Source organism: Mucilaginibacter gotjawali (assembly GCF_002355435.1).
Taxonomy (GTDB): Bacteria; Bacteroidota; Bacteroidia; order Sphingobacteriales; family Sphingobacteriaceae; genus Mucilaginibacter; species Mucilaginibacter gotjawali.
In genome coordinates, this window is sequence record NZ_AP017313.1 from 349,247 (window position 1) to 374,059 (window position 24,813).

General features: G+C 43.1%; 25 protein-coding genes. 13 read left to right on the top strand and 12 right to left on the bottom strand.

The genetic code is table 11. The annotated features are described in order from the left end of the window. Nucleotides 1-30: 30 nt before the first annotated feature. The 4 genes from MgSA37_RS01580 to MgSA37_RS01595 all read right to left on the bottom strand — a co-directional run bounded on the left by MgSA37_RS01580 (nt 31) and on the right by MgSA37_RS01595 (nt 4,422). Entirely contained in the window at nt 31-1,218 is a 1,188-nt protein-coding gene (locus tag MgSA37_RS01580; protein WP_096349528.1) for a class I SAM-dependent rRNA methyltransferase, read from the bottom strand. Between the two features lie 233 nt (nt 1,219-1,451). After that, a complete protein-coding gene (dinB, locus tag MgSA37_RS01585) occupies nt 1,452-2,564 on the bottom strand; it encodes a DNA polymerase IV (protein ID WP_096349529.1) in 1,113 nt (370 codons plus the stop codon). 85 nt (nt 2,565-2,649) lie between these two features. Continuing rightward, entirely contained in the window at nt 2,650-3,144 is a 495-nt protein-coding gene (locus tag MgSA37_RS01590) for a hypothetical protein (protein WP_096349530.1), read from the bottom strand. Nucleotides 3,145-3,231: 87 nt separating this feature from the next. Next, nucleotides 3,232-4,422: a THUMP domain-containing class I SAM-dependent RNA methyltransferase gene (locus MgSA37_RS01595; RefSeq protein ID WP_096349531.1), complete on the bottom strand. Its 1,191-nt coding sequence runs from the start codon at nt 4,420-4,422 to the stop codon at nt 3,232-3,234. Between the two features lie 82 nt (nt 4,423-4,504). Here MgSA37_RS01595 and MgSA37_RS01600 point away from each other — a divergent pair, with 82 nt between their 5' ends. Further along, nucleotides 4,505-4,867 (top strand): DUF3127 domain-containing protein, encoded by a 363-nt coding sequence (locus MgSA37_RS01600; protein WP_096349532.1) that lies wholly within the window; start codon nt 4,505-4,507, stop codon nt 4,865-4,867. Nucleotides 4,868-5,011: 144 nt separating this feature from the next. On the opposite strand, the gene MgSA37_RS01605 is transcribed toward MgSA37_RS01600, so the two are convergent. Then, nucleotides 5,012-5,884: a T9SS type A sorting domain-containing protein gene (locus MgSA37_RS01605; RefSeq protein ID WP_096349533.1), complete on the bottom strand. Its 873-nt coding sequence runs from the start codon at nt 5,882-5,884 to the stop codon at nt 5,012-5,014. Between the two features lie 129 nt (nt 5,885-6,013). Here MgSA37_RS01605 and MgSA37_RS01610 point away from each other — a divergent pair, with 129 nt between their 5' ends. Both MgSA37_RS01610 and MgSA37_RS01615 read left to right on the top strand, forming a co-directional pair. Further along, the gene (locus MgSA37_RS01610; RefSeq protein ID WP_096349534.1) at nt 6,014-7,843 is read left to right on the top strand and encodes a sensor histidine kinase; all 1,830 of its coding nucleotides are present in this window, start codon (nt 6,014-6,016) and stop codon (nt 7,841-7,843) included. 235 nt (nt 7,844-8,078) lie between these two features. Then, on the top strand, nt 8,079-8,771 hold the full coding sequence (locus MgSA37_RS01615; RefSeq protein ID WP_096349535.1) for a response regulator transcription factor: 693 nt from the start codon (nt 8,079-8,081) through the stop codon (nt 8,769-8,771). On the opposite strand, the gene MgSA37_RS01620 is transcribed toward MgSA37_RS01615, so the two are convergent. Both MgSA37_RS01620 and MgSA37_RS01625 read right to left on the bottom strand, forming a co-directional pair. After that, nucleotides 8,764-9,369 (bottom strand): hypothetical protein, encoded by a 606-nt coding sequence (locus MgSA37_RS01620; protein WP_096349536.1) that lies wholly within the window; start codon nt 9,367-9,369, stop codon nt 8,764-8,766. The genes MgSA37_RS01615 and MgSA37_RS01620 overlap by 8 nt on opposite strands. A gap of 32 nt (nt 9,370-9,401) precedes the next feature. Next, on the bottom strand, nt 9,402-9,983 hold the full coding sequence (locus MgSA37_RS01625) for a bleomycin resistance protein (RefSeq protein ID WP_096349537.1): 582 nt from the start codon (nt 9,981-9,983) through the stop codon (nt 9,402-9,404). A gap of 261 nt (nt 9,984-10,244) precedes the next feature. Between MgSA37_RS01625 and MgSA37_RS01630 the strand changes: the two genes are divergently transcribed. Together MgSA37_RS01630 and MgSA37_RS01635 are read left to right on the top strand one after the other, a co-directional pair. Continuing rightward, nucleotides 10,245-11,804 carry a M28 family metallopeptidase gene (locus MgSA37_RS01630; protein ID WP_096349538.1) on the top strand — a complete coding sequence of 520 codons (1,560 nt, stop codon included), beginning with the start codon at nt 10,245-10,247 and terminating at the stop codon, nt 11,802-11,804. A 253-nt stretch (nt 11,805-12,057) separates the two neighbouring features. Beyond that, nucleotides 12,058-13,923, top strand: coding sequence for a RagB/SusD family nutrient uptake outer membrane protein (locus MgSA37_RS01635; protein ID WP_096349539.1), 1,866 nt, complete (start codon nt 12,058-12,060; stop codon nt 13,921-13,923). 55 nt (nt 13,924-13,978) lie between these two features. On the opposite strand, the gene MgSA37_RS01640 is transcribed toward MgSA37_RS01635, so the two are convergent. Beyond that, the gene (locus MgSA37_RS01640) at nt 13,979-15,382 is read right to left on the bottom strand and encodes an MBL fold metallo-hydrolase RNA specificity domain-containing protein (RefSeq protein ID WP_096349540.1); all 1,404 of its coding nucleotides are present in this window, start codon (nt 15,380-15,382) and stop codon (nt 13,979-13,981) included. A gap of 208 nt (nt 15,383-15,590) precedes the next feature. Here MgSA37_RS01640 and MgSA37_RS01645 point away from each other — a divergent pair, with 208 nt between their 5' ends. Both MgSA37_RS01645 and MgSA37_RS01650 read left to right on the top strand, forming a co-directional pair. Then, a complete protein-coding gene (locus MgSA37_RS01645; RefSeq protein ID WP_096349541.1) occupies nt 15,591-15,962 on the top strand; it encodes a BlaI/MecI/CopY family transcriptional regulator in 372 nt (123 codons plus the stop codon). Between the two features lie 2 nt (nt 15,963-15,964). Further along, entirely contained in the window at nt 15,965-17,671 is a 1,707-nt protein-coding gene (locus tag MgSA37_RS01650; RefSeq protein WP_096349542.1) for a M56 family metallopeptidase, read from the top strand. 137 nt (nt 17,672-17,808) lie between these two features. Here MgSA37_RS01650 and MgSA37_RS28525 read toward each other — a convergent pair whose 3' ends face one another. After that, nucleotides 17,809-17,946: a hypothetical protein gene (locus MgSA37_RS28525; RefSeq protein ID WP_172885281.1), complete on the bottom strand. Its 138-nt coding sequence runs from the start codon at nt 17,944-17,946 to the stop codon at nt 17,809-17,811. Nucleotides 17,947-18,231: 285 nt separating this feature from the next. Here MgSA37_RS28525 and MgSA37_RS01655 point away from each other — a divergent pair, with 285 nt between their 5' ends. Next, complete coding sequence (locus tag MgSA37_RS01655) at nt 18,232-18,654, top strand: SPW repeat domain-containing protein (protein WP_096349543.1); 423 nt, start codon at nt 18,232-18,234, stop codon at nt 18,652-18,654. 106 nt (nt 18,655-18,760) lie between these two features. On the opposite strand, the gene MgSA37_RS01660 is transcribed toward MgSA37_RS01655, so the two are convergent. Further along, on the bottom strand, nt 18,761-19,024 hold the full coding sequence (locus tag MgSA37_RS01660; RefSeq protein ID WP_096349544.1) for a protein tyrosine phosphatase: 264 nt from the start codon (nt 19,022-19,024) through the stop codon (nt 18,761-18,763). Between the two features lie 87 nt (nt 19,025-19,111). Continuing rightward, nucleotides 19,112-19,672, bottom strand: a complete 561-nt coding sequence (locus tag MgSA37_RS01665; RefSeq protein WP_157750380.1) for a nuclear transport factor 2 family protein — start codon at nt 19,670-19,672, stop codon at nt 19,112-19,114. A 131-nt stretch (nt 19,673-19,803) separates the two neighbouring features. On the opposite strand from MgSA37_RS01665, the gene MgSA37_RS01670 reads away from it, so the two are divergent. The 5 genes from MgSA37_RS01670 (at nt 19,804) to MgSA37_RS01690 (ending at nt 23,520) form a co-directional block, all read left to right on the top strand. Further along, nucleotides 19,804-20,139, top strand: a complete 336-nt coding sequence (locus MgSA37_RS01670; protein ID WP_096349546.1) for a tRNA-binding protein — start codon at nt 19,804-19,806, stop codon at nt 20,137-20,139. After that, nucleotides 20,139-20,609 (top strand): nucleoside deaminase, encoded by a 471-nt coding sequence (locus tag MgSA37_RS01675; RefSeq protein ID WP_096349547.1) that lies wholly within the window; start codon nt 20,139-20,141, stop codon nt 20,607-20,609. Before MgSA37_RS01670 ends, MgSA37_RS01675 begins: the two co-directional genes overlap by 1 nt. Nucleotides 20,610-20,784: 175 nt before the next feature. Next, the gene (locus MgSA37_RS01680; RefSeq protein ID WP_096349548.1) at nt 20,785-21,390 is read left to right on the top strand and encodes a superoxide dismutase; all 606 of its coding nucleotides are present in this window, start codon (nt 20,785-20,787) and stop codon (nt 21,388-21,390) included. A gap of 121 nt (nt 21,391-21,511) precedes the next feature. Then, entirely contained in the window at nt 21,512-22,507 is a 996-nt protein-coding gene (locus MgSA37_RS01685) for a zinc-binding dehydrogenase (protein ID WP_096349549.1), read from the top strand. Between the two features lie 5 nt (nt 22,508-22,512). Further along, nucleotides 22,513-23,520, top strand: coding sequence for a ferredoxin--NADP reductase (locus MgSA37_RS01690; protein ID WP_096349550.1), 1,008 nt, complete (start codon nt 22,513-22,515; stop codon nt 23,518-23,520). A gap of 65 nt (nt 23,521-23,585) precedes the next feature. Here MgSA37_RS01690 and MgSA37_RS01695 read toward each other — a convergent pair whose 3' ends face one another. Beyond that, entirely contained in the window at nt 23,586-24,812 is a 1,227-nt protein-coding gene (locus MgSA37_RS01695) for a glycoside hydrolase family 5 protein (protein ID WP_096349551.1), read from the bottom strand. Nucleotide 24,813: the final 1 nt, after the last annotated feature.

Sequence of the window (24,813 nt, forward strand, 5' to 3'; positions counted from 1 at the left end):
TGACCGTACCCGTTACATTTCGCTTTTCCCTCAAACCACCCTGCACAACAACCCTTTTAAATACTCACCTTCCGGGAACGACGACCTTACCGGGTGATCTTCAGGCTGGCAAAACTGGTAAATAAATTGCACCTGTTTGCCGGCATCCAAAGCTGCCCATGCCAGCACCTGTTTAAAAGTTTCCATATCCATAGCGCCGGAGCAGGAAAATGTTGCCAGCAAACCGCCCGGGTTCAGCAAAAGCATCCCCATACGGTTAAGGTCTTTATAGGCCCGCGAAGCTTTGTCCAACGCTGAACGCGATGGTGCGTATTTGGGGGGATCCAATACAACGATGTCAAACGTCTCGCCCTCATCCCTGAATTTACGGAGCTGTTTATTTACATCGGATACAATCGGAGTAACTTTTGTTTCATCAAATTTATTCAGGATAATATTTTCTTTTAGGGTTTCAACCGCCAGGGCTGAACTATCAACAGTGGCGACCGATGTCGCGCCATTTTGCAAACAATTCAATGTGAAGCCTCCGGTATAGCTGAAGCAGTCGAGCACTTTTTTGCCCTTAGCATGTGCCGCCAGTATTTTGCGGTTCTCGCGCTGGTCGCAGTAAAAGCCTGATTTTTGGCCTTCGGCGATGTTGATATTATAGGTGATGCCGTTTTCTTTTACTTCAACGCGCTCGGGTGGATGGCTTAAAGTAAGGGCAGTGTTGATAGTCTCCAAACCCTCGTGGCTGCGGGAAGAGGCGTCGCTTTTATCAAAAATACTTTCGGGTTTCAATAAAAGCTGCAATTCATCAATGATCACCGGCAACAATTTTTCAATGCCCGATGTCAGTACCTGTACGGCCAGGTGACCGGCATATTTATCAACGATCAATCCCGGCAGGAAATCCGATTCGCTGAAGATCAGCCGGCAGGTATTGGTAAGGCCATCGGCCAGAATTGAGCTTCGGCTTGCTACTGCGATGCCTACTTTTGCCCGGAACCATTGCTCATCAACGGCAACAGCCTCATCCCATTCCAGCAAACGCAAAGCCACCCGCGATTGGTCGTTATAAAAACCATAGGCCATAAAGCCGCCTTTGGCATCCATTAACCTAACAATATCGCCATTGGCAGGTTTCCCCTTTATATTTTCAATAGCGCCGGAAAACACCCAGGGATGGCGATGAAGCACCGCTTTTTCCTTGCCTTTTTTTAATATCACATCGATCATAGCGGCAAAGGTAATAAATGAAGAATAATGAGGCTGTCTCAAAAGTACCTAAGTATAAAAACCAATCAACTTTAATTCTTTCATTGTGTTCTTTGTGAAATCTTTTTGCCCATAGTGGTTAATTTTTACCACAAAGAGCACCAGGGGTTCACTAAGGTCACGAAGATTTGAAGGTGACAAAATATTATTTGGCATTGAACCTTGCTTTTTGGCTTTTGGGACAACCTCTCCGGTTAAAAATCAAACAGGGTTAACTGATCTGTCGGCTTTTCTTCTTTACCCCTCACCACCACATCATTAAAATTAGAAAGCGAAATCCCGAGCAGCCTGATCTTTTTATCCTCGATGCCTGTCGCCACAAGCAGTTTTTTAGCGGTTGCGCAAACAGTTTCCAGGTCGTTCAACCCAGTAGGAAATGACTGGTTGCGGGTGATCTGTTTAAAATCGCTGTATTTTATTTTCAGGGTGACGGTGCGGCCCTTTAATTCGTACTGCTGCAGACGTTTGCAAACTGTTTGGGCAATTTTATCAAGCTCCTCTTCCATTTCTCCCAGCGTGGTAAGGTCATAAGGGAAAGTATCTTCTGCAGCCAGCGATTTTGTTTCGCGGTTGGGCTGCACTTCGCGGTTGTCAATCCCGCGGACGATCTGGTAATAAAACTTCCCAACCTTGCCAAAGTGTTTGGTTAATTCCCCTTCAGTCAATTTTTTAAGATCATCACCGGTATGCAGGCCCATATTCTTCATCTTTTGAGCGGTAACTTTACCTACGCCAAAAAACTTTTCAACCGGCAGCTTCTCCATAAAAGCTTCAATAGCCGAGGGGCCTATGAAGGTTAAGCCATCAGGCTTCTTGATATCCGACGCAGTTTTGGCAACAAATTTATTAATGGATACTCCTGCGGAGGCGGTCAATTGCAATTCATCCTTAATGGCTTGTTTTATTTGCTGCGCGATCTCGATAGCGGAACCGATATTGAGTTTATCGCTGGTGACATCGAGGTAGGCTTCATCCAATGACAGGGGTTCGATGAGGTCGGTATAACGGCTGAAGATCTCACGGATTTTTTGGGAGGCTTCTTTATAGGCAGGAAATCTGGGTCTTATAAATATAGCATGCGGGCAAAGCTGCAGGGCTTGTTTGGATGACATGGCCGACCGGATACCGAACTTCCGTGCCTCATAACTCGCGGTAGCAACCACGCCGCCACGCCCTTCGGGCAGGCCGCCAACAACCAAAGGTTTGCCCCGGTATTCGGGATTATCCCGCTGCTCAACCGACGCATAAAACGCATCCATATCAATATGGATAATCTTGCGATAGTTTTGCGCGTCTCCTTTTGGCATATTGCTGTAGCCTGTTATTTTGCTTGGTACAAATATACAGGGAACGGCAAAACTTACTTTAGTTTGATTGGCAATTATAATTCAGTTAAGGAAGATCGTAATTTACCGGCACGGGAGGCAACAGGGTAGTTTCATCAAGGGGCACCTGGTCTTTTGCCATGATAGGATTTCGTCTGCGGTAGTTGTCATATACCTTTTTTTGCAGATCACTTCCGGCAGCATCAGGCGGGTTAAAAGTAAATACAAAGGGTATAATGAAATCGTGGGCTTTTTCATTTGCCGAAATGATCCACTTATGGTTGGTTTTTCTTAAAGCGTCAATAACCGGCTGTACCAATATTGCATCGTCAGCATAATAAACAACTATTTTGCTTACCCCGCCATTTTGATTCGCGGTAAACTTAATAACAGCAGTGCCAATGGCTTTTTTTTGTGTGATGTCCTGCGAAACATTCAAACTATCTCTGAAAAACTGGGTCATCGCTTCTTTGCCGCCCTGGAACGGAAATGATAGTTGCTCCTGTGCAAAGCAGTAAGCGGATATTGTTAAAAATATTACAGTTAGTATGTTCCTTTTCATTGTGTAGATTAATAATGAACCTGCCTGACGGTGGGCAGGTATCGAACTCCGAATTTCGAATTTTGAAGTTGTAATTGTTTTACTTCATTATTCGATATTTTCTTTTTCTTCATCCTTCGGAGCCCTTTTGCTGCCCTCATAAAGCTCATATTCGAGCAGTCGGCAGTCGAGTTTACCATTATAAAATTCAATTTTCCTTTTGGCCGCCAGGCCGATTTTTTTCGCAAGATCGGGGTTGCCGGTAAAAATATAGCCCCTGTACCCCTTGCATTTGGCTTTCATAAAATCGCCTACGCGTTTGTAGGTCATCTCCAGCTTGGTATGTACGCCCAGGCGTTCGCCATATTCGGGGTTAAACATAACAATGCCTGCCTCTTCCGGTACCGGTGTATCTGCAAAGTCACAAACGCTGAAGTCTATTAAATGTTCTACGCCTGCGGTTTTTGCATTTTTTTGGGCGATGTCAACCGCATCGTCTGAAATATCCGTCGCGATGATCTTAAACCCTATTTCTTTTTTTGCCTTGTCTTTCAGTTTCCTTCTTTCGGTAAAAAACACGGTTTCATCGTACCCCATAATATGCATAAACCCATAATTCATCCTGAAAAGACCCGGGCATTTATCGGTTGCCAGCAGGGCGGCCTCAATAGCCAGCGTGCCCGAGCCGCACATAGGATTAATAAAGGTGCTTTTCATGTCCCAGTTGGTGGCCATAATGGTGGATGCTGCCAGGGCTTCAAGCATTGGCGCCTTGCCCGGGATCTTCCGGTAACCATGTTTGGCAAGCGTTTCGCCGGACGTATCCATAAAAATATCGGCGTCACTGTCCTGCCAGTACAAGTGTACCAGGGTTTTATTTACTTCGGGGCCGGAGTTCGGCCTTAAGCCTTTTTGGGCCTTTATCCTGTCGGCAATGGCGTCCTTCACCTTTACGTTTGCAAATAAGGGTGTGCGGATATGCTCATTATTAACGTTGGATGATACCGAAAAATAGCCCGAAAAATCGATCAGTTTTTCCCATTCAATCTGTACCAGGTTATCATAAAGTTCCTGCGGGTCATCAGCCTTAAAGCTTTTTAGCAGGTATAAAACCTGGCTTGCGCAGCGCAGGTTAAGGTTTAAAGCAATACAGTCCGTCACCGTGCCCAAAAGCTCGACGCCGGTTTGAAAAACACGGACAGGTTTAAAGCCCAGATCCTCCACCTCTTTTTGGAGGTAGGGCGACAGCCTTTTATTGCAGGTAATAACGATTTTACTTTCAGTGTGGAAAACTTGCATAATATTTTGCGAATTTATGAATTAAATACGGCCGTTTTTGTTTCTTAATCTATTAACTTTACATCTTTAAATTTTTTAGTTTATGGAAATTAAAGGTAAGGTACATGAAGTAGGTGCAACCATGCAGGTAACCGACTCGTTAAAGAAAAGGGAACTGATAGTTGAATATATCGAGAATCCTCAATATCCCGAATATTTAAAGTTCGAAGCTATACAGGACCGCTGTAACTTATTGGATAATGTTAAGGCTGGTGATGATGTGGAAGTGTTTTTTAACCTGAGGGGAAGGCCATGGACCGATAAAGCCGGCAAAAAGAGCTATTTTAACTCGATGCAGTTATGGAAAATAAATATGCTGGCCCCTGCGGGTGCAAGTGCGAGCCCTGAATATGCGCCACCGGCTGATATCAGCGCTACGCCTGATGAGGACGATCTGCCTTTTTAGTTATTAGGCATTAGTCATTTGTCATTGGTGCTTGACGGATAAGTTCAAATTTCATTAAAAAGCAAATAGCCTTTAGATTCCTAAAGGCTATTTGCTTTTTATAGCTTTCGTCGAATGACCACTGACTAATGACCACTCACCAACCTACTCCTCTTTCATAATCCTTTTCACAGCAATTCCGCTACCCTGTTTTACCTGCAGGTAATAAATGCCGTTTAACCCGATAACGAAGCTTTTTGTAAAACTGCTGCCTGTCGTTTTTTCAGACCACAGTTCTTTGCCTTCGCTGTTTATCAGTTTAACATCAGCGGCTCCCTTTGATGGCAGTGTAAACAGCAATAAAGTTTTCCCGGTTGAAAATTGCGGAACGATATTCAAATCGGCAATATCAAGCATCGGGCCTTCAATATGCGGCATTTTTTTAAGGTCATCATTGGTTACATCAGAAATATAGAAACTTACCCGCGTGCTGATGTCATCGTTGTCTGTATTTATATAGGTAAAATTCTGGCTGTTCCTGTGATCGGGCCGCATCATAGGTCTCCGCATCGGGCCATTTGCATCACCGTTTCGCCATTCCATTCTCTCCGGCATTTGATCCGGATTGTTATATTTAAAGGTCATACGGTTTTTCATACCACCCCGTGTCTCCGAACGTGTTTCAACCATATTGCCAAGGCTGTCTTTGTTGATCGTAATGTTTTCGGTAATCATCTGGCGTCCGCCATCATTTTTCATCGCGGTATCCTTGCGTTTAAAAACAAAAACCCGTTGCTTGCTGTCATTGCCTGGCGCCATATCTCCTGATAAATGTTTAATGTCCCTGAGGGCATTCGCCCTGTCTTTTGGCGACAGTGTTTTAATATTTTTGCCGTTAATGGTCGTATCGCCATTTTCTATTTTTATTTCAATATCCTTTTGATTTTGGGCCATCAGCATCGGTGGTAATCCTAGTATCGCCATCATGCTTAAAGCAAAAATGAATTCAAAGCCGGGTTTAAAAAATTGGGTTTTCATGGATATGTGGATTTAAGGTTCAAAATTAGCAAACAACTATAAGCCAAAACGTTAATTGGGTATATTTAATTGTTAAAATTTGTTAAAAGCCAGCAATGTCCGTTTATTTAAAATAATTTTGTTTTTCGCATGAAAAGAAAAAGCATCGCGCTGATCATAGGTTTGATGGGTTTTGCACTGTTAGGTGTAATGGCTATGCAATTGTATTTTCTGCGCCAGTCGTACCAGATGCAATCCGAACTTTTTGACCGCTCGGTAAATGAGGCTCTCGGTAATGTTGTTGCAAAAATAAGTAAGCAGGATGCGCTGAATTTTCTGAAAGTAAAAGCAAAAGGGGGCGACGCCTATAAACCTGTGTGGAACGGTAATCAAAATAATATCAGCAACAGCAAAGGGGTTACAGACAATAATCTTGTTGCAAATGCAAATCTTGTAACCAGGCATAAACTAACCAGCCGGGAAAGAAAGATTGCTGTTTGGCGTGACAGCCTGAGGCGGATGATCCTTCATAAAAGAATGGACGACGAAATGGCCAGGCTATTGCAGGGTGGATCCGTTGACCTGCAGATTCATTTGGAAGAGTTTACTGATGAATTTGGCAATGTTCACGGTAGTGTTACCCCCGTACTGGTGAGGAATCCGGCCCCTGTTTTAAATAAGCATCAAAAGCTGCATAAATATGACACGGTACGTTATACCTATATGGACCCTCAATTTGGCAAACAGGTAATTTCTATCCCGCATTTAAATTTACAGTGGCAGCAGGAACAACAAAGAAAGCAAAAGGAAAAGCAGTTGCGCGAATTAAGGAAAATGCTTGAAAATGATTCGCTGCAAAATACGCCGAGGGGTAAGTCAACTGTAATTGAAAACCTTGCCGAGGAATACGGGAAATATGGCGAACCTTTAAAAATGCGTTTGAACCCTTTTTGGATAGATACGCTTATACGGTTTGAATTGCATAATAAAGGGATCGATCTGCCGATTAGTTACGACGTAATGACAGCCAACAGCGACTCCGTTATTTTTTCAAAAGCAAATGATGTTACCGGCGCTCAGCCAACCTTTAAAAATATTACCGTTTACCAAACGCCTATCTTCAGCAGGGATGTGATCAATGATCCGGGCTTGATCAGGCTCGCGTTTCCGCAAAAAAACTCATTGATCCTTAACAAGATGACTGCCTCATTGGCTACTACAGGTGGGTTACTGATGGTGCTGGTTTTTTGCTTCGGATATACCATATTCTCGATACTTCGTCAAAAAAAGGTGTCCGAAATGAAAACCGATTTCATCAATAACATGACGCACGAGTTTAAAACGCCTGTATCAACCATCATGATTGCCAGCGAAGCCCTGAAAGACAGCGAGATTGCTGTTGACAGAAGCAGGGTGGCGAGGCTTGCCAATATTATTTATGAAGAAAACGAACGTTTAGGGAGCCATATCGAAAGGGTGTTGAACATTGCGCGGATAGAAAAGAATGATTTTAAACTCGAAAAAAGGCCGCTGGATGTGAATGAAATGATAGCCGTTGTGGTTGACAGTATGGAGCTGAAGCTGCAAAAATGCAATGCTAAAACTACGTTACAACTGGATGCGGATAATGCGGTGATCAGCGCAGATGAACTGCACTTTTCAAATGTAATTTATAACCTTATTGACAATGCCATTAAATATAGCGCCGGTGACCCTGAAATTACCATCAGCACCCAAAATAAAAACGGGCAGGTGGTTATTAAGGTAGCTGATAAGGGTATAGGCATGAGTCGGGACCAGCAAACAAAAATCTTTGAACAGTTTTACCGCATACCAACCGGCAACCTGCACGATGTTAAAGGGTTTGGATTAGGCCTGAGTTACGTTAATACCGTTGTGAAAAGGCTTAACGGTATGATCAGCGTAAAATCGGAAAAAGAAAAAGGATCGGAATTTGAATTGAAGTTCCAGGTGACGTGAGGAAGTCCGGAAAGTCGGAAAAGTCCGAGAGAAGCTACGGAGGGCGGTATTGACGGTTCGGGTGAAATGCCGCACATTTTATAAACAATCAATCTTTCGGACTTCCGGACTTTCCGGACTTCCGGACTTAAAACAATCAATCTTTCGGACTTCCGGACTTTCCGGACTTCCGGACTTAAAACAATCAATCTTTCGGACTTCCGGACTTTCCGGACTTTCGGACTTAAATAATCACATGAAAAAAATACTATTGGTTGAAGATGATCCGAATTTAGGACTGCTGTTACAGGATTACCTGCAACTGAAAGGCAAGTTCGACGTTGTTTTGTGTAAAGACGGCGAAGAAGGCTTGCGCAACTTTACAAAAAACACCTACGACCTGTTGATCCTTGATGTAATGATGCCCAAGAAGGATGGCTTTACATTAGGGAAAGATATCCGGAAAATAAACAGCCATGTACCTATTATTTTTGCGACAGCCAAGGGGATGATAGAAGATAAAACCCAGGCCTTTAATTTAGGCGGGGATGATTATATTACAAAACCTTTTCGTATTGAAGAGCTTTTGCTCCGTATCAATGCTTTGCTGAAAAGAGCCGGCAATTCCGAGAAACATGAGGAAGAAAAGCAAACTACCTTTAAAATAGGGCAGTATAGCTTTGACTATACCCAACAGGTAATTACGATTGGTGACAGCCCGCAAAAACTATCCACCAAAGAGGCTGAACTGCTGCGTTTGCTTTGCCTGCGCAAAAACGAAGTGCTTACCCGCGAAGAGGCGTTGCTGAATATCTGGCATGATGATAATTATTTCAACGGCCGCAGTATGGATGTGTTTTTAAGTAAAATACGGAAGTATTTAAAGGACGATCCGAGTGTGGAGATCATTAATGTACATGGCAGGGGATATAAATTGCTAATTAATTAACCGGCGTCTTAAAATATCCTTCAAAATAGTATTTGTTTGTTTGCGTACCTTTTTTGCTGTTTTGTATTATTTCAGTAAACCGGGCTTTTATATACCCGCTGATATTATTTGCAACAGCATAGTTTTTCTGATATATGATCAGTTTGCATCCGGTAACTTTATAAATTATTTTCTCGTCCATGATGAGCTCGGGATAGACCACCCGGGGATCGAAATTGAAGGTGTTGTTTTTTAGCGCCAGGTGAAATTCATTGGCGTAAGCCGGCATCCCGCCTGAAAAGTTCAGGCTGATATTTCTTCTTTTTCTTGTCGCAGAACAATACTTTATGGTATAACCTCCCTGGATATTTGTTTTGCAGTTGGCAGTAAAGTACAAGTGCGCAGTATCGGCTGCCTCAAGTTTTTCGCCGTCCGTTTTCTCAAACTTTCCGTTTTCATATTTTATGACGCCTTCGGGATAACTCCATTTTTTGGTAAAGGAAAATGCTCCTTCCGGAGCTTTTTTAATAACCATGACCGGGTAAAATAAATGCTGGCCGGACGCGGAACAGGTAATAAAAAAGCAACAGGCCAGGGCCATCAATAGTTTAAACTTCATTGCGGGTAATTAAAATTGTGGCCTGTCAGCGATCATTCATCGCCCATGTCTTCACCAAAATGGATAATATTACCGTTGTTATCCAGTATGCTGAATTGTTTCATTCTCCAGGGCTTTTCTTCTAATTTACCGTTTGGATGAATAATACCAAGAGGTTCGTATTTTGCGTAAAGTTTATCAATACCCTTAACATTGATATAGCATCCTGTGTTTTTCGCAATTTCCGGATCTGTACACGGCCATAAATGCAGGTTTATTTTATCAAGGCCTAAAATCAGGTAGCCTTCCCAACTCGAGTAAAACATAAAGCCCAGTTTTTCCGTGTAGAATTTAATAGTTTCCTCTTCATTAAGGGATGCTAAAATGGGGACTGCTGATTTGAGCATAGTTTCATCTGATTTATAAATTTCCGATTTATCCTGTTCTTCCTTACTCCAGGCTCTAAAAATAGCTCTATCCACTTTGGGCGGCTCATTTTCCGGATAGCCATAGGCAATGCTGTTAAACAAATTAGCTAAACGGAGCCGCGTCTGCCATGTTAAGCTACTAAAGTAAGCAGCATCTTTAGTCCTTTGTGCGTTAAAAGCAGTCCTGTCTAACGAGTGCGAACCCATAATTCAAATATACTTCAAAATAATTATTGCTTTTAAAAAGAATCAAGAGCCAGGAGTCAAGATAGCGCGAATAGCGATTGGTAATAACCAGGTAGCCAAAAAAACTTGTTCAATTATTATTGATACTGTTTTTTTAATCTTGATTCCTGGCTCTTGATTCTTGTCTCTTTCTCCTCCATTGTAACAACTTTTTTAGATGGCTGATTAACTTTTGCGGCTTATAATAAATAAGTTTGTTCCAACTGATCTTAATTATTAAAAATGAATAAAAAACTACTTTCATTGTGCCTGTTTTTTGCAGGCGCTGCCGGCGCCGCGTTTGCGCAGGAGCCTGTTGACACCGCTATGGTCAAGAAAATCCGCGAGGAGGGTTTGAACCATTCCAAAGTGATGGAGACTGCATTTTACCTTACCGATGTTTCCGGCCCACGTTTATCGGGCTCGCCCGAATTAAAGCATGCCCAGGAATGGGCGGTTAACCAGTTAAAATCATGGGGGCTGGTAAACGCGCAGCGCGAGCCCTGGGGCAAATTCGGCAAAGGCTGGGAGGTTCAAAAAAACTATGCGGCCATCACATTGCCATATTACCACGCCATTATTGCCATACCAAAAGCCTGGACACCGGGTACTAACGGCCTCATAAAAAGTAATATTGTGCTTATTAAAGCAGATACCATTACCGACCTGGACAAATATAAAGGCACCCTGCAGGAAAAAATTTTAATTATTGACGCCAAAGCCGGCACCGAACGCACTTTTAAAACGGATGCTTCACGGGCTACCGATGAAGAATTGGATGCCATGGCCAAAGCAAAACCGGAAGCAGCGGCACCACGCAGGGCTATTGACCGCAATTCGCCTGCATTCCGCGCCAGGGCATTCCGCACGGCAATAAACACATTTTTAAAAGATCAGAATGCCGGCTTGGTATTGAGCCAGGCCCGGGGCAGCGATGGTACCGTTTTTACCACTAACGGCGCATCCTACGCGGATACAGCAAAAGCTGTATCGCCTGAACTAGAGGTAAGCGGGGAGGATTTTCAGCGCATTTTGCGTTTGGTAAAAGCCGGTATACGCGTTGAAATGGAAGCTGACATAAAAACACAATTTTATACGGATGATTTGCAGGGCTATGATGTTGTTGCAGAAATACCCGGAACTGATAAAAAGCTGAAAGACCAGGTGGTGATGATTGGTGGTCACCTCGACTCCTGGCATGCGGCAACCGGCGGAACGGATAACGCCGCCGGGAGCGCTGTGATGATGGAGGTAATGCGCATCCTGAAAGCGGTTAATTTTAAACCGCGCCGCACCATTCGCATTGCCTTATGGAGCTCAGAAGAACAGGGGCTGTTCGGCTCAAGAGGATATGTGCTCAACCATTTTGGCGATCCAAAAACGATGGAACTTAAACCTGAACAGGCAAAACTTTCAGCCTATTATAACCTTGATAACGGTTCAGGAAAGATCCGCGGCATTTTTTTGCAGGGCGACTCGTTGGCGGGTCCAATATTTAAAGCCTGGCTTGATCCGTTTAAAGACCTGGGAGCATCGACAGTTACTATACGAAATACCGGAAGTACCGACCATGTCTCCTTCGACGCCATAGGGATCCCGGGGTTCCAGTTTATACAGGACGGTTTGGACTATGGTAGCCGTACCCACCACAGTAACCAGGATACATATGATAAATTAAGCGAGGACGATTTGAAACAGGCAGCAACCATTGTGGCATCCTTTGTTTATCATACCTCCCAGCGGGAGGAAATGATACCAAGAAAAGAATTGCCCAAGCCGCAACCGCCGGCTGCCCGCAATTAAAAAATATGGCCCCCCGCGAAAACGGGGGGCTTTTTATTTTAAGGCGAAAATAGCCTGGGTTTAACAGGGAATCCTGGTTTGTTCAAACATGTACGGCTTTTGTTTTGAGGCGTTTACCTTTTAGTTTTATTATTAAATAATTAAATAACTTTTATATTTGATGTAGCATAGGATGATGAATCATCGTATAAATTGTCAATACCCCTTTGAACAATTATAAACCATAATCCTGAACGTGTTTAATTTTTTGCTCATGAAAACTTCTTATGGTAAATTCATTTCCCTGGGATCGCTGGTTGCACTTACTTTAATTTTTTCGTGTAAAAAACTGCTTAACCAGGCACCGGTGGGCTCGCTAAACGGCGCTGTACTGGCCAACAAGGCCGGTCTGGACGGACTGCTGATCGGCGCCTACTCCATGCTGGATGGTTACACCAACACCTCCGGCACTGAGTGGGAATCGGGTATCGATAATTGGGCCTATGGCGGAGTTGCAGCTGACGATGCTTTTAAAGGCTCAAACGCGACCGACCAAACAGCTGTAGTTCCTATCGCCAACCATACGGTAGATCCCTCAAACGAATATATTGCAGAAAAATGGGCTGCGTTTTACAATGCCATTCAGCGTGCAAATGACGTGATCCGCGAAATCCCTTTAATAAAAGATGGTTCCGTATCAGCAGATTATGCAAAAGAAGTAACAGCCGAAGCGAAATTTTTGCGCGGCGTGTTCCACTTCGAACTGGCAAAAATGTTCAGGAATGTACCTTATGTAGACGAATCTATCACTTACAGTGCAGGTAACTTTAACGTGCCCAACCCCGGCCCGATATGGGATAAAATTGAAGCCGATTTTACTGCTGCAATGGCTGGTTTACCAAAAACACAGGGACAAATTGGCCGTGCTAACTATTACGCCGCCGAAGCATTTTTAGCAAAAGCATACCTGTGGGATCACCAGTATGCCAAAGCCAAAACAGCCCTGGATGACCTGATCACCAATGGCGAAACTGCCGGCGGTGAAAAATATGCATTGAGCGCTAGTTACGAAGATAATTACAATGCTGTTAAAAAGAACGGCCCTGAATCAGTATTCGCGGTTCAGATGACTGTTAATGACGGTTCAAACGGATCAAATGACAATCCTGGTGAGGCCTTAAACTTCCCTGCCGGTACCTACACAGGTTGCTGCGGTTTTTACCAGCCATCATACACTTTGGCCAATGCCTTTAAAGTGGATGCAAACGGCTTGCCCATGTTGGGCACAACAAGTACGGTTTGCGCTGATTTTTCAGCCAATAATTCAACTACTGTTAATGTTACCGCTAACTTGCCCAATTACAACGTGGTAAACCTTGCCAACGACCATGGTTTAGGCGCTTCGGATGCATTCACACCTCCGACAGATGCCTTGGATCCCCGTATCGACTGGACAGTTGGCCGTCGCGGTATCCCATATCTTGACTGGGGCCTTTGCGGTGGTGAACAATGGTCACGTGGCGACCTTTGCCCATACAACCCGATCAAAAACGTTTTCTACCACTCTCAGCAAGCTTCAACTGCTGATAACAACGGCGGATGGGCCAGTAACCAGGGTACCGCAAATAACTACAACCTGATCACTCTTGCCGACCTTTACTTATGGCGTGCCGAGTGTGAGGTTGAGTCAGGCGACCTTGCCGGTGCAATGGCTGATGTAAACGTGGTAAGAAACCGTATGCAGGATCCTGCTGGCTGGGTTCACACCTATGTTGACGACAGCAACCCATCTGCCGGTTTTACCACCACTCCTGCTGCCAACTATAAGATTGGTTTGTATACTACATTCCCTTCACAATCATATGCCCGCGAAGCAGTTCATATGGAAGAGCAGTTAGAATTTGGTATGGAAGGTCACCGTTTCTTCGACTTACAGCGCTGGGATCCTATTTATGGTGGTCCTGAGCCTGCAGGTTACATGGCTGGCGTTATAAATACACATATCGCCGCTGTAACACGCGTAGCTAACCCCATTTTGGACGGGCATTTATTTACAGCCGGTAAAAACGAACTTTACCCGATACCGCTTGAGCAAATTACTTTGGAAAATGGACAATTAAAACAAAACCCCAAATATTAGCCCTGAATCATAAAGAAAGCTGCTTTCGGGTGGCTTTTTTTTTGATTCAGCTATTTTACAAACCGGCTATTTTTTGATGCTGGTAGGGTATTTCAACATCTTTAAACCCTTTTGCCAATATTTTTTCCCTGAAATGCTGCTGCACTTCGTATTCGCCATGTACAAGAAATATTTTTTTAACTTTTCCGGGGTCCTGGTTCGAGATAAAATGGAGCAGATCATCATAATCGCCATGTGCGCTCATTGATTTTACGGATTCAACTTGTGCTTCAACCTCAAAACGTTCCCCATAAATGGTAACTTCTTTTTCACCTCTCAGCAAGCGGCCGCCAAGTGAGTTTGGCTCACAATAGCCCACCATTAATATCGTGCAATTTTTGTTGCCGATGTTGTTTTTTATATGATGTTTAACCCTGCCGGCTTCGGCCATGCCTGATGCGGATATGATCACACACGGCGATGGGTCATCGTTCAAAGCTTTTGATTCTACCGTTGACTGAATGAAACGCAGGCCTTTAAAATCAAAGGGGTTTGCATCGATTTTTAAAACATCGCTCACTGCTTTATTATAAACTTCCGGGTGGTCCATCAATACCCGGGTAGCTTTTTCAGAAAGAGGGCTGTCAACATAATAGCGCACATCAGGCAACAGGCCTTTCAATTCTAAACCATTTAGTGCGTACAGCAATTCCTGTGTGCGGCCGACGCTAAATGCAGGGATGATGACCTTGCCTTTATGGATAAGGCAAGCGTTATTGATTACCTCCAGCAGTTTATCTTCAATTGAGCCTGTTTCCTTATGGAGCGAATCGCCGTAGGTTGATTCGATTAAAATATAATCAGCCTGGGCGAAAGTTTGCGGGCTTTTCAGCAGGATATCCCCGTAACGGCCAACATCGCCGCTAAAGGTGATGTGGGTTTGTTTGCCATCCTCTTCTATGGTTAAATGTACCGCCGCGCTGCCAACCAGGTGGCCGGCATCTGTGAAATTGAATTTTACGGAAGGGGTAATTGCGTAATCCTGGTGATAGTCGACCGATTTAAACAGGCTTAATGCTTGCATTACTTCCTCTTCCGTATATAATGCACTTAATAAGGGCAAATTGTTTTTGCGCCGGTGTTTATTGCTGTATTCGGTATCCTGCATCTGTATCCTGGCCGAATCCATTAAAAGAATGTTCACCAGGTCGAAAGTTGGCGGGGTGCAAAATATCGTCCCCCTAAAGCCTTCAGCAACCAACCGGGGGATTAGTCCGCAATGGTCGATATGGGCGTGAGACAAAATAAGGTAGTCAACCTTTTCAGGGTTAAAACCAAAATGTTCGTTCAGGCCCTCTGTATGCTCGCCCATTCCCTGGAACATGCCGCAATCCAATAAAATGCTGGTTCCGTCGTTTAGCTGAACGAGATGTTTGCTGCCGGTAACGGTGCGCGCCGCACCGTGAAAAGTAATTGTCATTGGCTTTTTTTAGGAATTGGAAAGCTACAAAAACGACATGGAAAAGAAGCAACTAAAAATAACTAAAATTTTAGTTGTAATTTTCATTATTAAGATTTACCTTAGATCAACCAATAATTGGAAAGTTGGCCCGGGGGTATATTTTTTGCTGTCGTTTTTAAATTAAAGCCGTTCCGATCCGTTACAACTATTTCAAACTTAAAGTACCATGGAAATAAAAGAATTAACCCGTGCCGAAGAACAAATAATGCAGGTATTATGGCATTTGAAAAAAGGGTATGTAAAAGATGTGATTGAAGTGTTACCGGAGCCAAAGCCTGCTTATAACACGGTATCGACGATCATCAGGATATTGGAGACCAAAGGTTTTGTGGGCCATACCGCTTATGGTAAAAGCCATGAATATCACCCGGTGATCAGCAAAGAACAGTATCAGAATTTTGCAACTGATAAACTAATGACGGGCTATTTTGATAACTCGGTAAAACGTATGTTCTCCTACTTTGTAAAAAAGGAAAAGATTGACCTTAAAGAGGCTGACGAGATAATGAAACTGATTGAAAAACTTAAAGAAAAATAATCATGACCTGGTGGCAATATCTGGTATTGGTAAATATTTACCTGTTGTTATTTTATGTATTCTACGTTGTTTTACTTAGCAGCGAGACATTTTTTCAGCTGAACCGGATTTACCTTGTTTCGGCCGCTTTGTTTTCTTTTTTTATACCGATGATCCAATCGGATTGGGTGAAAAATTTATTTATCACCCAAAAAGTTGAATACTCCATTTACAGCAGCCCGGTATTTCTTTACCATTTTAAGCCTATCCGGGATACACATATTACGATGGGTGAAATATTGGTTTGGGTTTATAGCACCGGAATTGCCTTTTTAGTGATCAGGTTTTTAGCGCAGGTTATCGCCCTTAACCGGATCATAAGGAAACCACAATCAGAGATTGCTTATTCTTTCTTTAAAAAAATAAAACTCGGCAATCAACAGGAAAACCGTGACGTTATTGCGGCGCACGAAAATGTACACGCAAAGCAATGGCATTCGGCTGATGTACTGGTGATGGAAGCTGTAATGATCATTAACTGGTTTAACCCGGTGGTTTACCTGTACCGGTATGCAATTAAACATATACATGAATATATTGCCGACCGGCAGGCCATAAAAGCAGGAACTGGTAAAGCCGAGTATGCTTTGATTTTATTAAGCCAGACATTTGACACCCCTGCTCACCAATTGGTAAATCCATTTTTTAATAAAAGTTTATTAAAACAACGCATCATGATGCTCCACAAAAACAAATCGCAGCGGGTAGCGCTGGTTAAATATTTTTTGTCGGCACCTTTGTTTATTTTGATGCTGATCCTTTCATCTGCCACAGTAAACAACAGTAAAACAATACGGCTGATCAATACAAAATTTCAAACGGTTCTTTTGAAACCGGCAAATGAAATAACGGAGATCACCATTGATAAATCATCGGACAAAAACGGACTGGTTAGGTTAAATACCACGCTGATTGATACCCCGCAAAAGAAAAAGATAATAACGATCACAATAGACGATACTGCTAAAAAAGCCGGCCCGGTATTTACAGCAGTGGAACAAAACCCAAGCTTTCCCGGCGGCCTTGAGGCTTTTTACAGATTTTTGGGTAAGAACGTTAAATACCCCCAGGAAATGCGCGATAAAAATGTGCAGGGACGGGTGATCATCAGATTTATAGTTGAACAGGATGGGGCGTTGACAAATTTCAACATTGTACGCGATTTAGGTTATGGTGCTGGTGAAGAAGCCGTACGGGTTTTGGCTTTATCGCCAAAATGGGAGCCCGGAATTCAGAATGGCAGGGCTGTTCGGGTAATGTACTCTGTCCCCATCAATTTTACTTTAGCTGACGAAGGTCCTGCCAAACCCGTTGAAAATAAATCAGGGGCAATAAACGGTGTAAAAGGAACTGTTATTGGGTTAACGCTTCAAAAGGATAAAAGCAACCCTGAAGATACTGTTAGCAACCAAAATGCCATTCATATTATTGGCGCCGGCGCAAACCCTTTGTATATTATTGATGGCAAACAAACCGCTTCAAACGGGCTTAGTTTAATCGATCCAAAAGAGATCGAAAGTATATCTGTGCTAAAAGATAAATCGGCCACGGCGCTCTATGGAGCCAAAGCCTCTGGCGGGGTAATTATTGTAACGACTAAAAAAAGCAAAAAACTCCAAATCCTGTCATCCCCAAAAACTGATTATACGAATCCTCAATTTCATAACTAAGAATGAAATAATTGATTGAATAACACTGTCTATATTATCCCTTAAAATTATTAAAAAGAACTGGCGGAAAAGAGACGGGACAAGCGTTTAAAGATAGTTCAACTAATCTCTAATCTCCAGCCTCTAATCTCCAACACCTACTTCTTCTTTTTAGCGGCCTCCATAATGGGTTTAACCACATTGGATTTTCCAGACTGGTAGTCGGATGGCGCTTTTTTAGCTAAAGGATTAGCAGGTTTTTTTTTCTCTTTTACGGCTTGCCTGTCTTTGCTCATGGGATGGTATAGTTAGGATGAATTTTTAGATATCTGAATATGAAACGATATTAACGGGCATTAATTGCACGTTTTTATAGCGGGATAATGTTTCCGTATGGATTAAAGGTACGCTTTAAAAAGCTGTAAAAAACGAATTGGGGCTTTTTTTTAAATATTTATATGAATTATGGTAAGAATTATGCTGAAAGCATTTACAGATAAAAGGAAATTTATACCTTTGACGTAATTATTTGAAAAAAGTAATCTTAATTAATAAAACGCTACTACAATAACAATTAAAATATGAAACCGTTTATTTCCACCGCATTTTACGGCTTTTTTAAGTACATCCTGGCGCTTACTTTAATAGCAACCCCATGGATATTTAAAGGGTTTGATGGAACTAAGCTGGCTGATATATCAAGCGCAGCTTTACTGATCCCGATTTATATTGGCTGGTTGCAATTGATCATGAATATTTTTAGTGATACGGAAGCAAGCCCGATCAGGCAGTTCCCGATAAAAATGAACATGGTACTTGATACTGTAATGGGTTTCATTTTATTTGTATCGCCATGGCTGTATAACTTTAAAGCAAAAGCTTTTTTGCCTGAAATATTTTTTGGCGCCCTTTTGATATTTTTAGGTGTTTTCACCAAAAGATCACCTTTTACCAGCAAAGAAAATCATTCACCTTCAAAAGGCCTGTTAACTTCAACAGACTGAACAGAAAGAGGCTGGTAAAATCGATCAAACCTGATTTTATAGCCGTTCACAATATTAGTGCAGATCCCGCCAGTTTTAAGAGTTGCCGGGATTTTTTATGTTAGGTTTATAAATAGTTGTAAAGTTTTTCTCTGAGGATGCTGATAAGTTCATCGTCGCCGAAGCGATAATTATCCTCAATATCCAGCACGATCAAAGTTTTTTTCGTTAATATAAGGGGGAATTGCTGGTGGAGCAGTTGTTTATGCCTGCGTTCCATCACCATGATCACATCAGCCCAGGCCAGCAGTTGCTCGTTTACTTTTATCCTCGCTTTATCACTCGTTCCTGCAGAACGTGCCCAATGGTCCGGATGATTTTTAAACAACATTTCGGCGGTGGGGCTTCGCCATTGGTTTTTACTGCAAATGAACAGGATATTGGACAAGCGGATTTTATTATCGGTGAACGAAAATTTTTAGTTACTGGCAATGATGCCTTTTTCCTGCATCCAGGTCTGGCTCTTCACCAGCCATTTACCGTTAATATCCCTCAATACAAAAGTAAAAGCGCCTCTTACGGCAAAGTGCTGCTTGCCGGGTAAATTGCCTTTGTAGCTTACAGGCACAACAATATAAACATTGTCTTCCCTGGATTGGTATATGTTTATAGGTTCAATTTTTCCGGTAAGGTTGGTCAACCGGTTATTTTTACATGCTTTTTCAACGGCATTAACCCATTGCACCCCGGCCGTAGGGCCATTCCACGAATAAGGAGCCTCATCATCAGCTATTGCTGCGTTAGGCGTATATAATTTGGCCACCGCTTCAATATTAAACGAATTTGTAGCATTTATAATAGTAGTTATTACCTCCATAATTTCTGATGGCGGTACAGTGTCGACTAAAGGACGCGTGCAGTTGTTGATTCCTGTGTGTTTATAAAAAGAAATTTTCGAAGTAGCGTTAGCTGCCCCGGCAGGTACAAATAAGACCGCCAGCAGGCAAAAAGCCGATATAAACAAAATATTTCTAGTCATAAATGATAAAATGCGGAGCAGCATTTTGCTTTTCCAATTACAAAGTTAAATTACATAAACGCTTTTACACTATAAAATAAAAAATCGACCCCAAAGGGTTTTGATTTGTTGCAGGTTTTTAACTTTGCAAAATGGAAACCATCACCTGGCACGAATTTGAGAAAGTTGAACTCCGGGCCGGAACGATACTGGAGGTTGCAGATTTCCCCGAAGCCCGCAAACCTGCTTATAAAATAAAAGTTGATTTTGGTTCCCTGGGTATAAAATGGTCGAGCGCTCAGATTACCCGGCATTATACTAAAGAAGAATTGCCCGGCAGGCAAATCATCGGGGTGTTAAATTTCAAAGCGAAACAGATCGCCAACTTTATGTCGGAGTTTTTGGTTACCGGTTTTGCAGATGAAAACGGTGACATTGTGCTGGCGGCTATTGATAAACCTGTCCCGGATGGGAGTAAACTGATATAATGAGGTATGTTACTTTTGGCGATGAACCCGCCGTTTCGCCCGACGATTTTTTTATGAATGAGGCTATCCGCGAGGCGAAATTGGCTTTGGCTGAAGATGAGATCCCGATTGGCGCCATCGTGGTTTGCCAGGGAAAGATCATTGGTCGCGGGCATAACCTTACGGAAAGGTTGAACGATGTTTCGGCCCACGCCGAAATGCAGGCGCTTACCGCAGCTGCCAACTATATGGGAGGTAAATACCTGCCTGAATGTACCTTGTACGTAACATTGGAACCATGTGTAATGTGCGCCGGCGCCTGCTACTGGTTCCAGCTAAGTCGTATCGTTTTTGGAGCGTATGATACCAAACGCGGTTTTGGCAGGTTAAATCAAAAGATTACCCATCCAAAAACCGTTATTACCGGCGGTATCCACGAAAACGAATGTGCCGACCTGGTAAGGGATTTTTTTAAAAGCAAGAGGAAATGAGAAAAGTCCATGGTCGATAGTCCATGGACCATGGCAGAAAATAATAAATAAAAAACTATGGACCATGAACTATGGACCATCGACTGTTTGAAAAACATTACATTTATCAGAACAAAATACCCAATCAACACTTTATATTTGTTACACACTATAATTAAACATTAAACTTAATATTATGGCTTTTACACTACCGGCGTTACCTTACGCTACCGACGCGCTTGAACCGCATATTGATAAAATGACCATGGAAATTCACCATGGCAAACATCACCAGGCTTATGTTACCAATTTAAATAAAGCACTGGAAGGAAAACCAGAAGCCGACAGCAATATTGAAGATATCATTAAAAATATCTCCAAATTCCCGATGGCTGTCCGCAATAATGGTGGTGGCCACTTTAACCACAGCTTATTCTGGACCATATTAGGCCCCGGAGCAGGTGGCGAGCCTACCGGCGCGCTTGGCGATGCAATTAAAAGCACCTTCGGCTCATTTGCCGATTTTAAAACTAAAATTAACGAAGCAGGCGCAACCCGCTTTGGTTCAGGCTGGGCATGGCTGATCGTTACACCAGAAAAAAAACTGGCTGTATGCTCAACGCCAAACCAGGATAACCCATTGATGGATATAGCTGAAGTAAAAGGTACCCCGATATTCGGCATAGACGTTTGGGAGCATGCTTATTATTTGAAATACCAAAACCGCCGCCCGGACTACCTGGCAGCTATTTGGAACGTGATCAACTGGAACCACGTTGCCGAATTGTATAGCAAAGCGTAGTCCCCCGGCCCCCTAAAGGGGGTGATAAGAAGTAAAGCGGCAGTTATTCAATACTGCCGCTTTTTTAATTTTTAAAAATCCGGGAAATCATAATAATCAGCGTAATCCACGTTCAGACAAAATGAAAGCAATTGTATTAGAAGGTGCAGGCCAACCTTTAGTTTTAAAAAAAGTTGAAAAACCAATCCTAAACGCGGGTGAGGTTTTGGTAAAAATAAAAGCGGCGGCCTTAAACCGCCGCGATTACTGGATAACTATTGGCAAATACGCCGGCATAAAATACCCCTCTATTTTGGGTTCGGATGGGGCCGGAATCGTTGCGGAAGTTGGAAACCGTGCAGATGAACATTGGATCGGCAGGGAAGTAATCATTAACCCGAGCCACGATTGGGGAGATCATCCGGAATACCAGGGAAAGGATTTTAAGATACTGGGCCTGCCCGAAAATGGCACTTTTGCTGAATATGTAAAAGTAAGCACAGAATACCTGTATGCTAAGCCAACCCACTTAGATTGGGAGCAGGCTGCTGCTTTGCCGCTTGCAGGTTTAACAGCCTATCGGGCCTTGTTTACCAAAGGCAAAGCTAAAAAGGGTGATAAAGTGCTGATCTCCGGCGTAGGGAGCGGGACCGGTACCTTTGCACTGACCTGGGCCTTTGCTGCCGGATGCCAGGTTTTTGTAACGTCTGGTTCGGCGGAAAAAATTGCTAAGGCGATGCAATTGGGGGCATCGGCTGGTGTAAATTATCATACGCCGGACTGGCCCGAACAATTGCAGCAACTTGCCGGGGGCTTTGATGTAATCGTCGACAGTGCCCTGGGCGATGGGTTCGCCAGGTTTTTGGATATCAGTGATCCCGGGTGCCGGATTGTGTTTTTCGGCGGGACAGCCGGGAATGTACCTGAATTGAACGGACGTAAAATATTTTGGAAACAATTACAGATCCTGGGTACCACTATGGGCACAAAGGAAGAATTTAAGGCGATGGTTGATTTTGTAAATGAACACAGGTTAGTGCCCGTAATTGATGAGGTTTTTCCGATGGTTGATGCAGAAAAGGCAGTACAAAAAATGGCTGAATCCCCGCAGTTTGGTAAAATTGTTTTAAAGGCGTAAAAGGAATGCTTCAGTTAAAAGTTGAAGCGATTAAGTGGGAACTGCCGGATGCGGCCACTTTGGTTTTTAGCGAAGTATCCGGGAAAAAGGTAAATTATAAAGCCGGGCAGTTTATCACCCTGGTTTTTGATCATCATGCTGAAGAGATCCGCCGGTCTTATTCCCTGAGTTCATCGCCTGACGAGGATAAATTATCCATTACCGTTAAGCGTATCACTAACGGCGAGATCTCGCGCTACCTGCTCACTAAAATAAAGCCCGGCGATATTATAAACGCAGTTGAGCCGGCGGGCAGATTTACGATAGAAAATTTAGAAGCCGAAAAAGATATATTTTTATTTGCGGCGGGCAGCGGAATTATCCCCATATTTTCACAACTTAAATATGCACTCGCCAGGCCCGGGTACTGTAAATTCATCCTGATTTACAGCAATCAAAATGAAAGTTCGATTCTTTTTAAGGATGAATTAAATGAACTGGCAGAAAAAAGTCCCGCCAGGTTAAAAATCATTCATTTACTAAGCAGCCAGGCCAACCGCCTTAATAATTTGGTGGTAGAACAGTTAGTCCGCCAGCATCTGAAATCAACCTTAATTAATGCCGAAATATACACTTGTGGGCCTTATGAGTACATGCGGATGATTCGCCTTACCATGCTGTATATGGGGTTTGATCCCGGGCAGATCAGGAAGGAAAATTTTGTACTGGATACCGTGCCGGTAAGTGCAGCTATACTAAATTACCCGCCGCGGAGGATACAAATCCATTTTAATAAAGAAACTTATGACCTGGTTTGTGGCGAAAACCAATCGATATTGCAGGCCGCCTTGCAAAATAGTATCCCGTTACCCTACAGTTGCCGGGTAGGGGATTGCTCAACTTGTTCGGCTATTTGCAAAAATGGCAGGGTGGAGATGGTGAAAAATAATGTGTTGACGGATGCCGACCTGGCCAAAGGCTGGATCCTGACCTGTACCGCGCATCCTTTAACGGAGGTCGAAATTGAATTTTAATGCATAGCCGGCAGAAAGGAACATAGCTAATATCCGCTTTTAGCTTTCTGCTTTAGGCCTTAAGCTTATCTAAACCCCAAAGCTGCCATATAACCTTTATTTGGCCTGCAATTTTCAAATTTGCAGTTTTGGATAAACTGGAATAATGCCTTTTTAATTAATTCCCTGTCCTGAGGCGCTGCTTTGCGGATGGCGCCGAAATCGGCCCTTGGCTGTTCGGTATATTCAATTACTTTATCATACCCTGCCGGAACATCAAAAGTGATAACGCCCGCTGTATTGTCCATTTTTTTATAGGGCCAGTAATGCCAGCCGATGTTGTTCCTGTCGAGGGTTTTTCGGAAGGCTTCGCACCACTCATCCTTATTCTCTCCTGTTTCGCCGCAGTAGATGGGGACATTGTATTTATCCCTGAAATCGATATAATCCTGGATAATTTCTTTCCCTGTTGTTTGGGTCCAGTATTTATGGAACTGGTACACCAGCTTTTTATCAAACGGCGGGCCGAAAGGTTTAAAGTTGCTGTCCCACTGTGCGCCGCCCAAAATCAGGATGTGGTTTTTATCCACCATCCGGATGGCTTTGGTTATTTCTTTATAGGTGGGCTCAAGGTAGGGGTTAAGTTCATCGGCATTAAAATAGGTAGCGATAGGCTCGTTCAGTAAGTCATATCCCAGAATGATGGTTTCATTTTTATAATGATTGGCTATGCTTTTCCAGATAGCGGCTGTTTGTGACCGCATGGCTTTGCTTTTAAATAAAAAAGGATAGCCGTTTCCATCGTCAATATTATCGCCTGTTTGCCCGCCCGGAGCGCAATGCATATCTAAAATAACATAAAGTTTTTCCTTTTTGCACCACCCGATCACCCTGTCAAGCAATTCAAAGCCGCGGTTAGCGTTATTTTGCCCGCAGTAATTTTCAGTAGTAAAAAGCCTGTAGTTAAAAGGGATACGGATAGAGTTCATCCCGGATGCTTTTAAAAAGTGGATATCTCCGGCGGTAATATAATTGTCCTGGTATTGCTTCCAGAATTTGGTGGTTTCTTCAGGGCCTAAAAGTTCGAGTATCGCTTCATTGATCAGCCTGGGCGAGCTTACATCCTTAAATTTAAACATATAGCCCTCGGGCACCAGCCAGTTGCCCAGGTTTGTGCCCTTCATCAGGAAGGGTTTATTATCAGGGCCGATAATATCTTTTCCACGTACGCTGATAAATTTGCCGCCCTGGGCCCTAAGGAATGCCGGGATAAAGAGAATTAACAGTGAAGCATACAAAAGTTTTCTTTTCATG

Excerpts from the sequence above, each read along its gene's own strand:
- MgSA37_RS01580 (WP_096349528.1), bottom strand. The coding sequence starts at position 1,218 with ATGATCGATGTGATATTAAAAAAAGGCAAGGAAAAAGCGGTGCTTCAT.
- dinB (WP_096349529.1), bottom strand. The coding sequence starts at position 2,564 with ATGCCAAAAGGAGACGCGCAAAACTATCGCAAGATTATCCATATTGAT.
- MgSA37_RS01590 (WP_096349530.1), bottom strand. The coding sequence starts at position 3,144 with ATGAAAAGGAACATACTAACTGTAATATTTTTAACAATATCCGCTTAC.
- MgSA37_RS01595 (WP_096349531.1), bottom strand. The coding sequence starts at position 4,422 with ATGCAAGTTTTCCACACTGAAAGTAAAATCGTTATTACCTGCAATAAA.
- MgSA37_RS01600 (WP_096349532.1), top strand. The coding sequence starts at position 4,505 with ATGGAAATTAAAGGTAAGGTACATGAAGTAGGTGCAACCATGCAGGTA.
- MgSA37_RS01605 (WP_096349533.1), bottom strand. The coding sequence starts at position 5,884 with ATGAAAACCCAATTTTTTAAACCCGGCTTTGAATTCATTTTTGCTTTA.
- MgSA37_RS01610 (WP_096349534.1), top strand. The coding sequence starts at position 6,014 with ATGAAAAGAAAAAGCATCGCGCTGATCATAGGTTTGATGGGTTTTGCA.
- MgSA37_RS01615 (WP_096349535.1), top strand. The coding sequence starts at position 8,079 with ATGAAAAAAATACTATTGGTTGAAGATGATCCGAATTTAGGACTGCTG.
- MgSA37_RS01620 (WP_096349536.1), bottom strand. The coding sequence starts at position 9,369 with ATGAAGTTTAAACTATTGATGGCCCTGGCCTGTTGCTTTTTTATTACC.
- MgSA37_RS01625 (WP_096349537.1), bottom strand. The coding sequence starts at position 9,983 with ATGGGTTCGCACTCGTTAGACAGGACTGCTTTTAACGCACAAAGGACT.
- MgSA37_RS01630 (WP_096349538.1), top strand. The coding sequence starts at position 10,245 with ATGAATAAAAAACTACTTTCATTGTGCCTGTTTTTTGCAGGCGCTGCC.
- MgSA37_RS01635 (WP_096349539.1), top strand. The coding sequence starts at position 12,058 with ATGAAAACTTCTTATGGTAAATTCATTTCCCTGGGATCGCTGGTTGCA.
- MgSA37_RS01640 (WP_096349540.1), bottom strand. The coding sequence starts at position 15,382 with ATGACAATTACTTTTCACGGTGCGGCGCGCACCGTTACCGGCAGCAAA.
- MgSA37_RS01645 (WP_096349541.1), top strand. The coding sequence starts at position 15,591 with ATGGAAATAAAAGAATTAACCCGTGCCGAAGAACAAATAATGCAGGTA.
- MgSA37_RS01650 (WP_096349542.1), top strand. The coding sequence starts at position 15,965 with ATGACCTGGTGGCAATATCTGGTATTGGTAAATATTTACCTGTTGTTA.
- MgSA37_RS28525 (WP_172885281.1), bottom strand. The coding sequence starts at position 17,946 with ATGAGCAAAGACAGGCAAGCCGTAAAAGAGAAAAAAAAACCTGCTAAT.
- MgSA37_RS01655 (WP_096349543.1), top strand. The coding sequence starts at position 18,232 with ATGAAACCGTTTATTTCCACCGCATTTTACGGCTTTTTTAAGTACATC.
- MgSA37_RS01660 (WP_096349544.1), bottom strand. The coding sequence starts at position 19,024 with ATGTTGTTTAAAAATCATCCGGACCATTGGGCACGTTCTGCAGGAACG.
- MgSA37_RS01665 (WP_157750380.1), bottom strand. The coding sequence starts at position 19,672 with ATGACTAGAAATATTTTGTTTATATCGGCTTTTTGCCTGCTGGCGGTC.
- MgSA37_RS01670 (WP_096349546.1), top strand. The coding sequence starts at position 19,804 with ATGGAAACCATCACCTGGCACGAATTTGAGAAAGTTGAACTCCGGGCC.
- MgSA37_RS01675 (WP_096349547.1), top strand. The coding sequence starts at position 20,139 with ATGAGGTATGTTACTTTTGGCGATGAACCCGCCGTTTCGCCCGACGAT.
- MgSA37_RS01680 (WP_096349548.1), top strand. The coding sequence starts at position 20,785 with ATGGCTTTTACACTACCGGCGTTACCTTACGCTACCGACGCGCTTGAA.
- MgSA37_RS01685 (WP_096349549.1), top strand. The coding sequence starts at position 21,512 with ATGAAAGCAATTGTATTAGAAGGTGCAGGCCAACCTTTAGTTTTAAAA.
- MgSA37_RS01690 (WP_096349550.1), top strand. The coding sequence starts at position 22,513 with ATGCTTCAGTTAAAAGTTGAAGCGATTAAGTGGGAACTGCCGGATGCG.
- MgSA37_RS01695 (WP_096349551.1), bottom strand. The coding sequence starts at position 24,812 with ATGAAAAGAAAACTTTTGTATGCTTCACTGTTAATTCTCTTTATCCCG.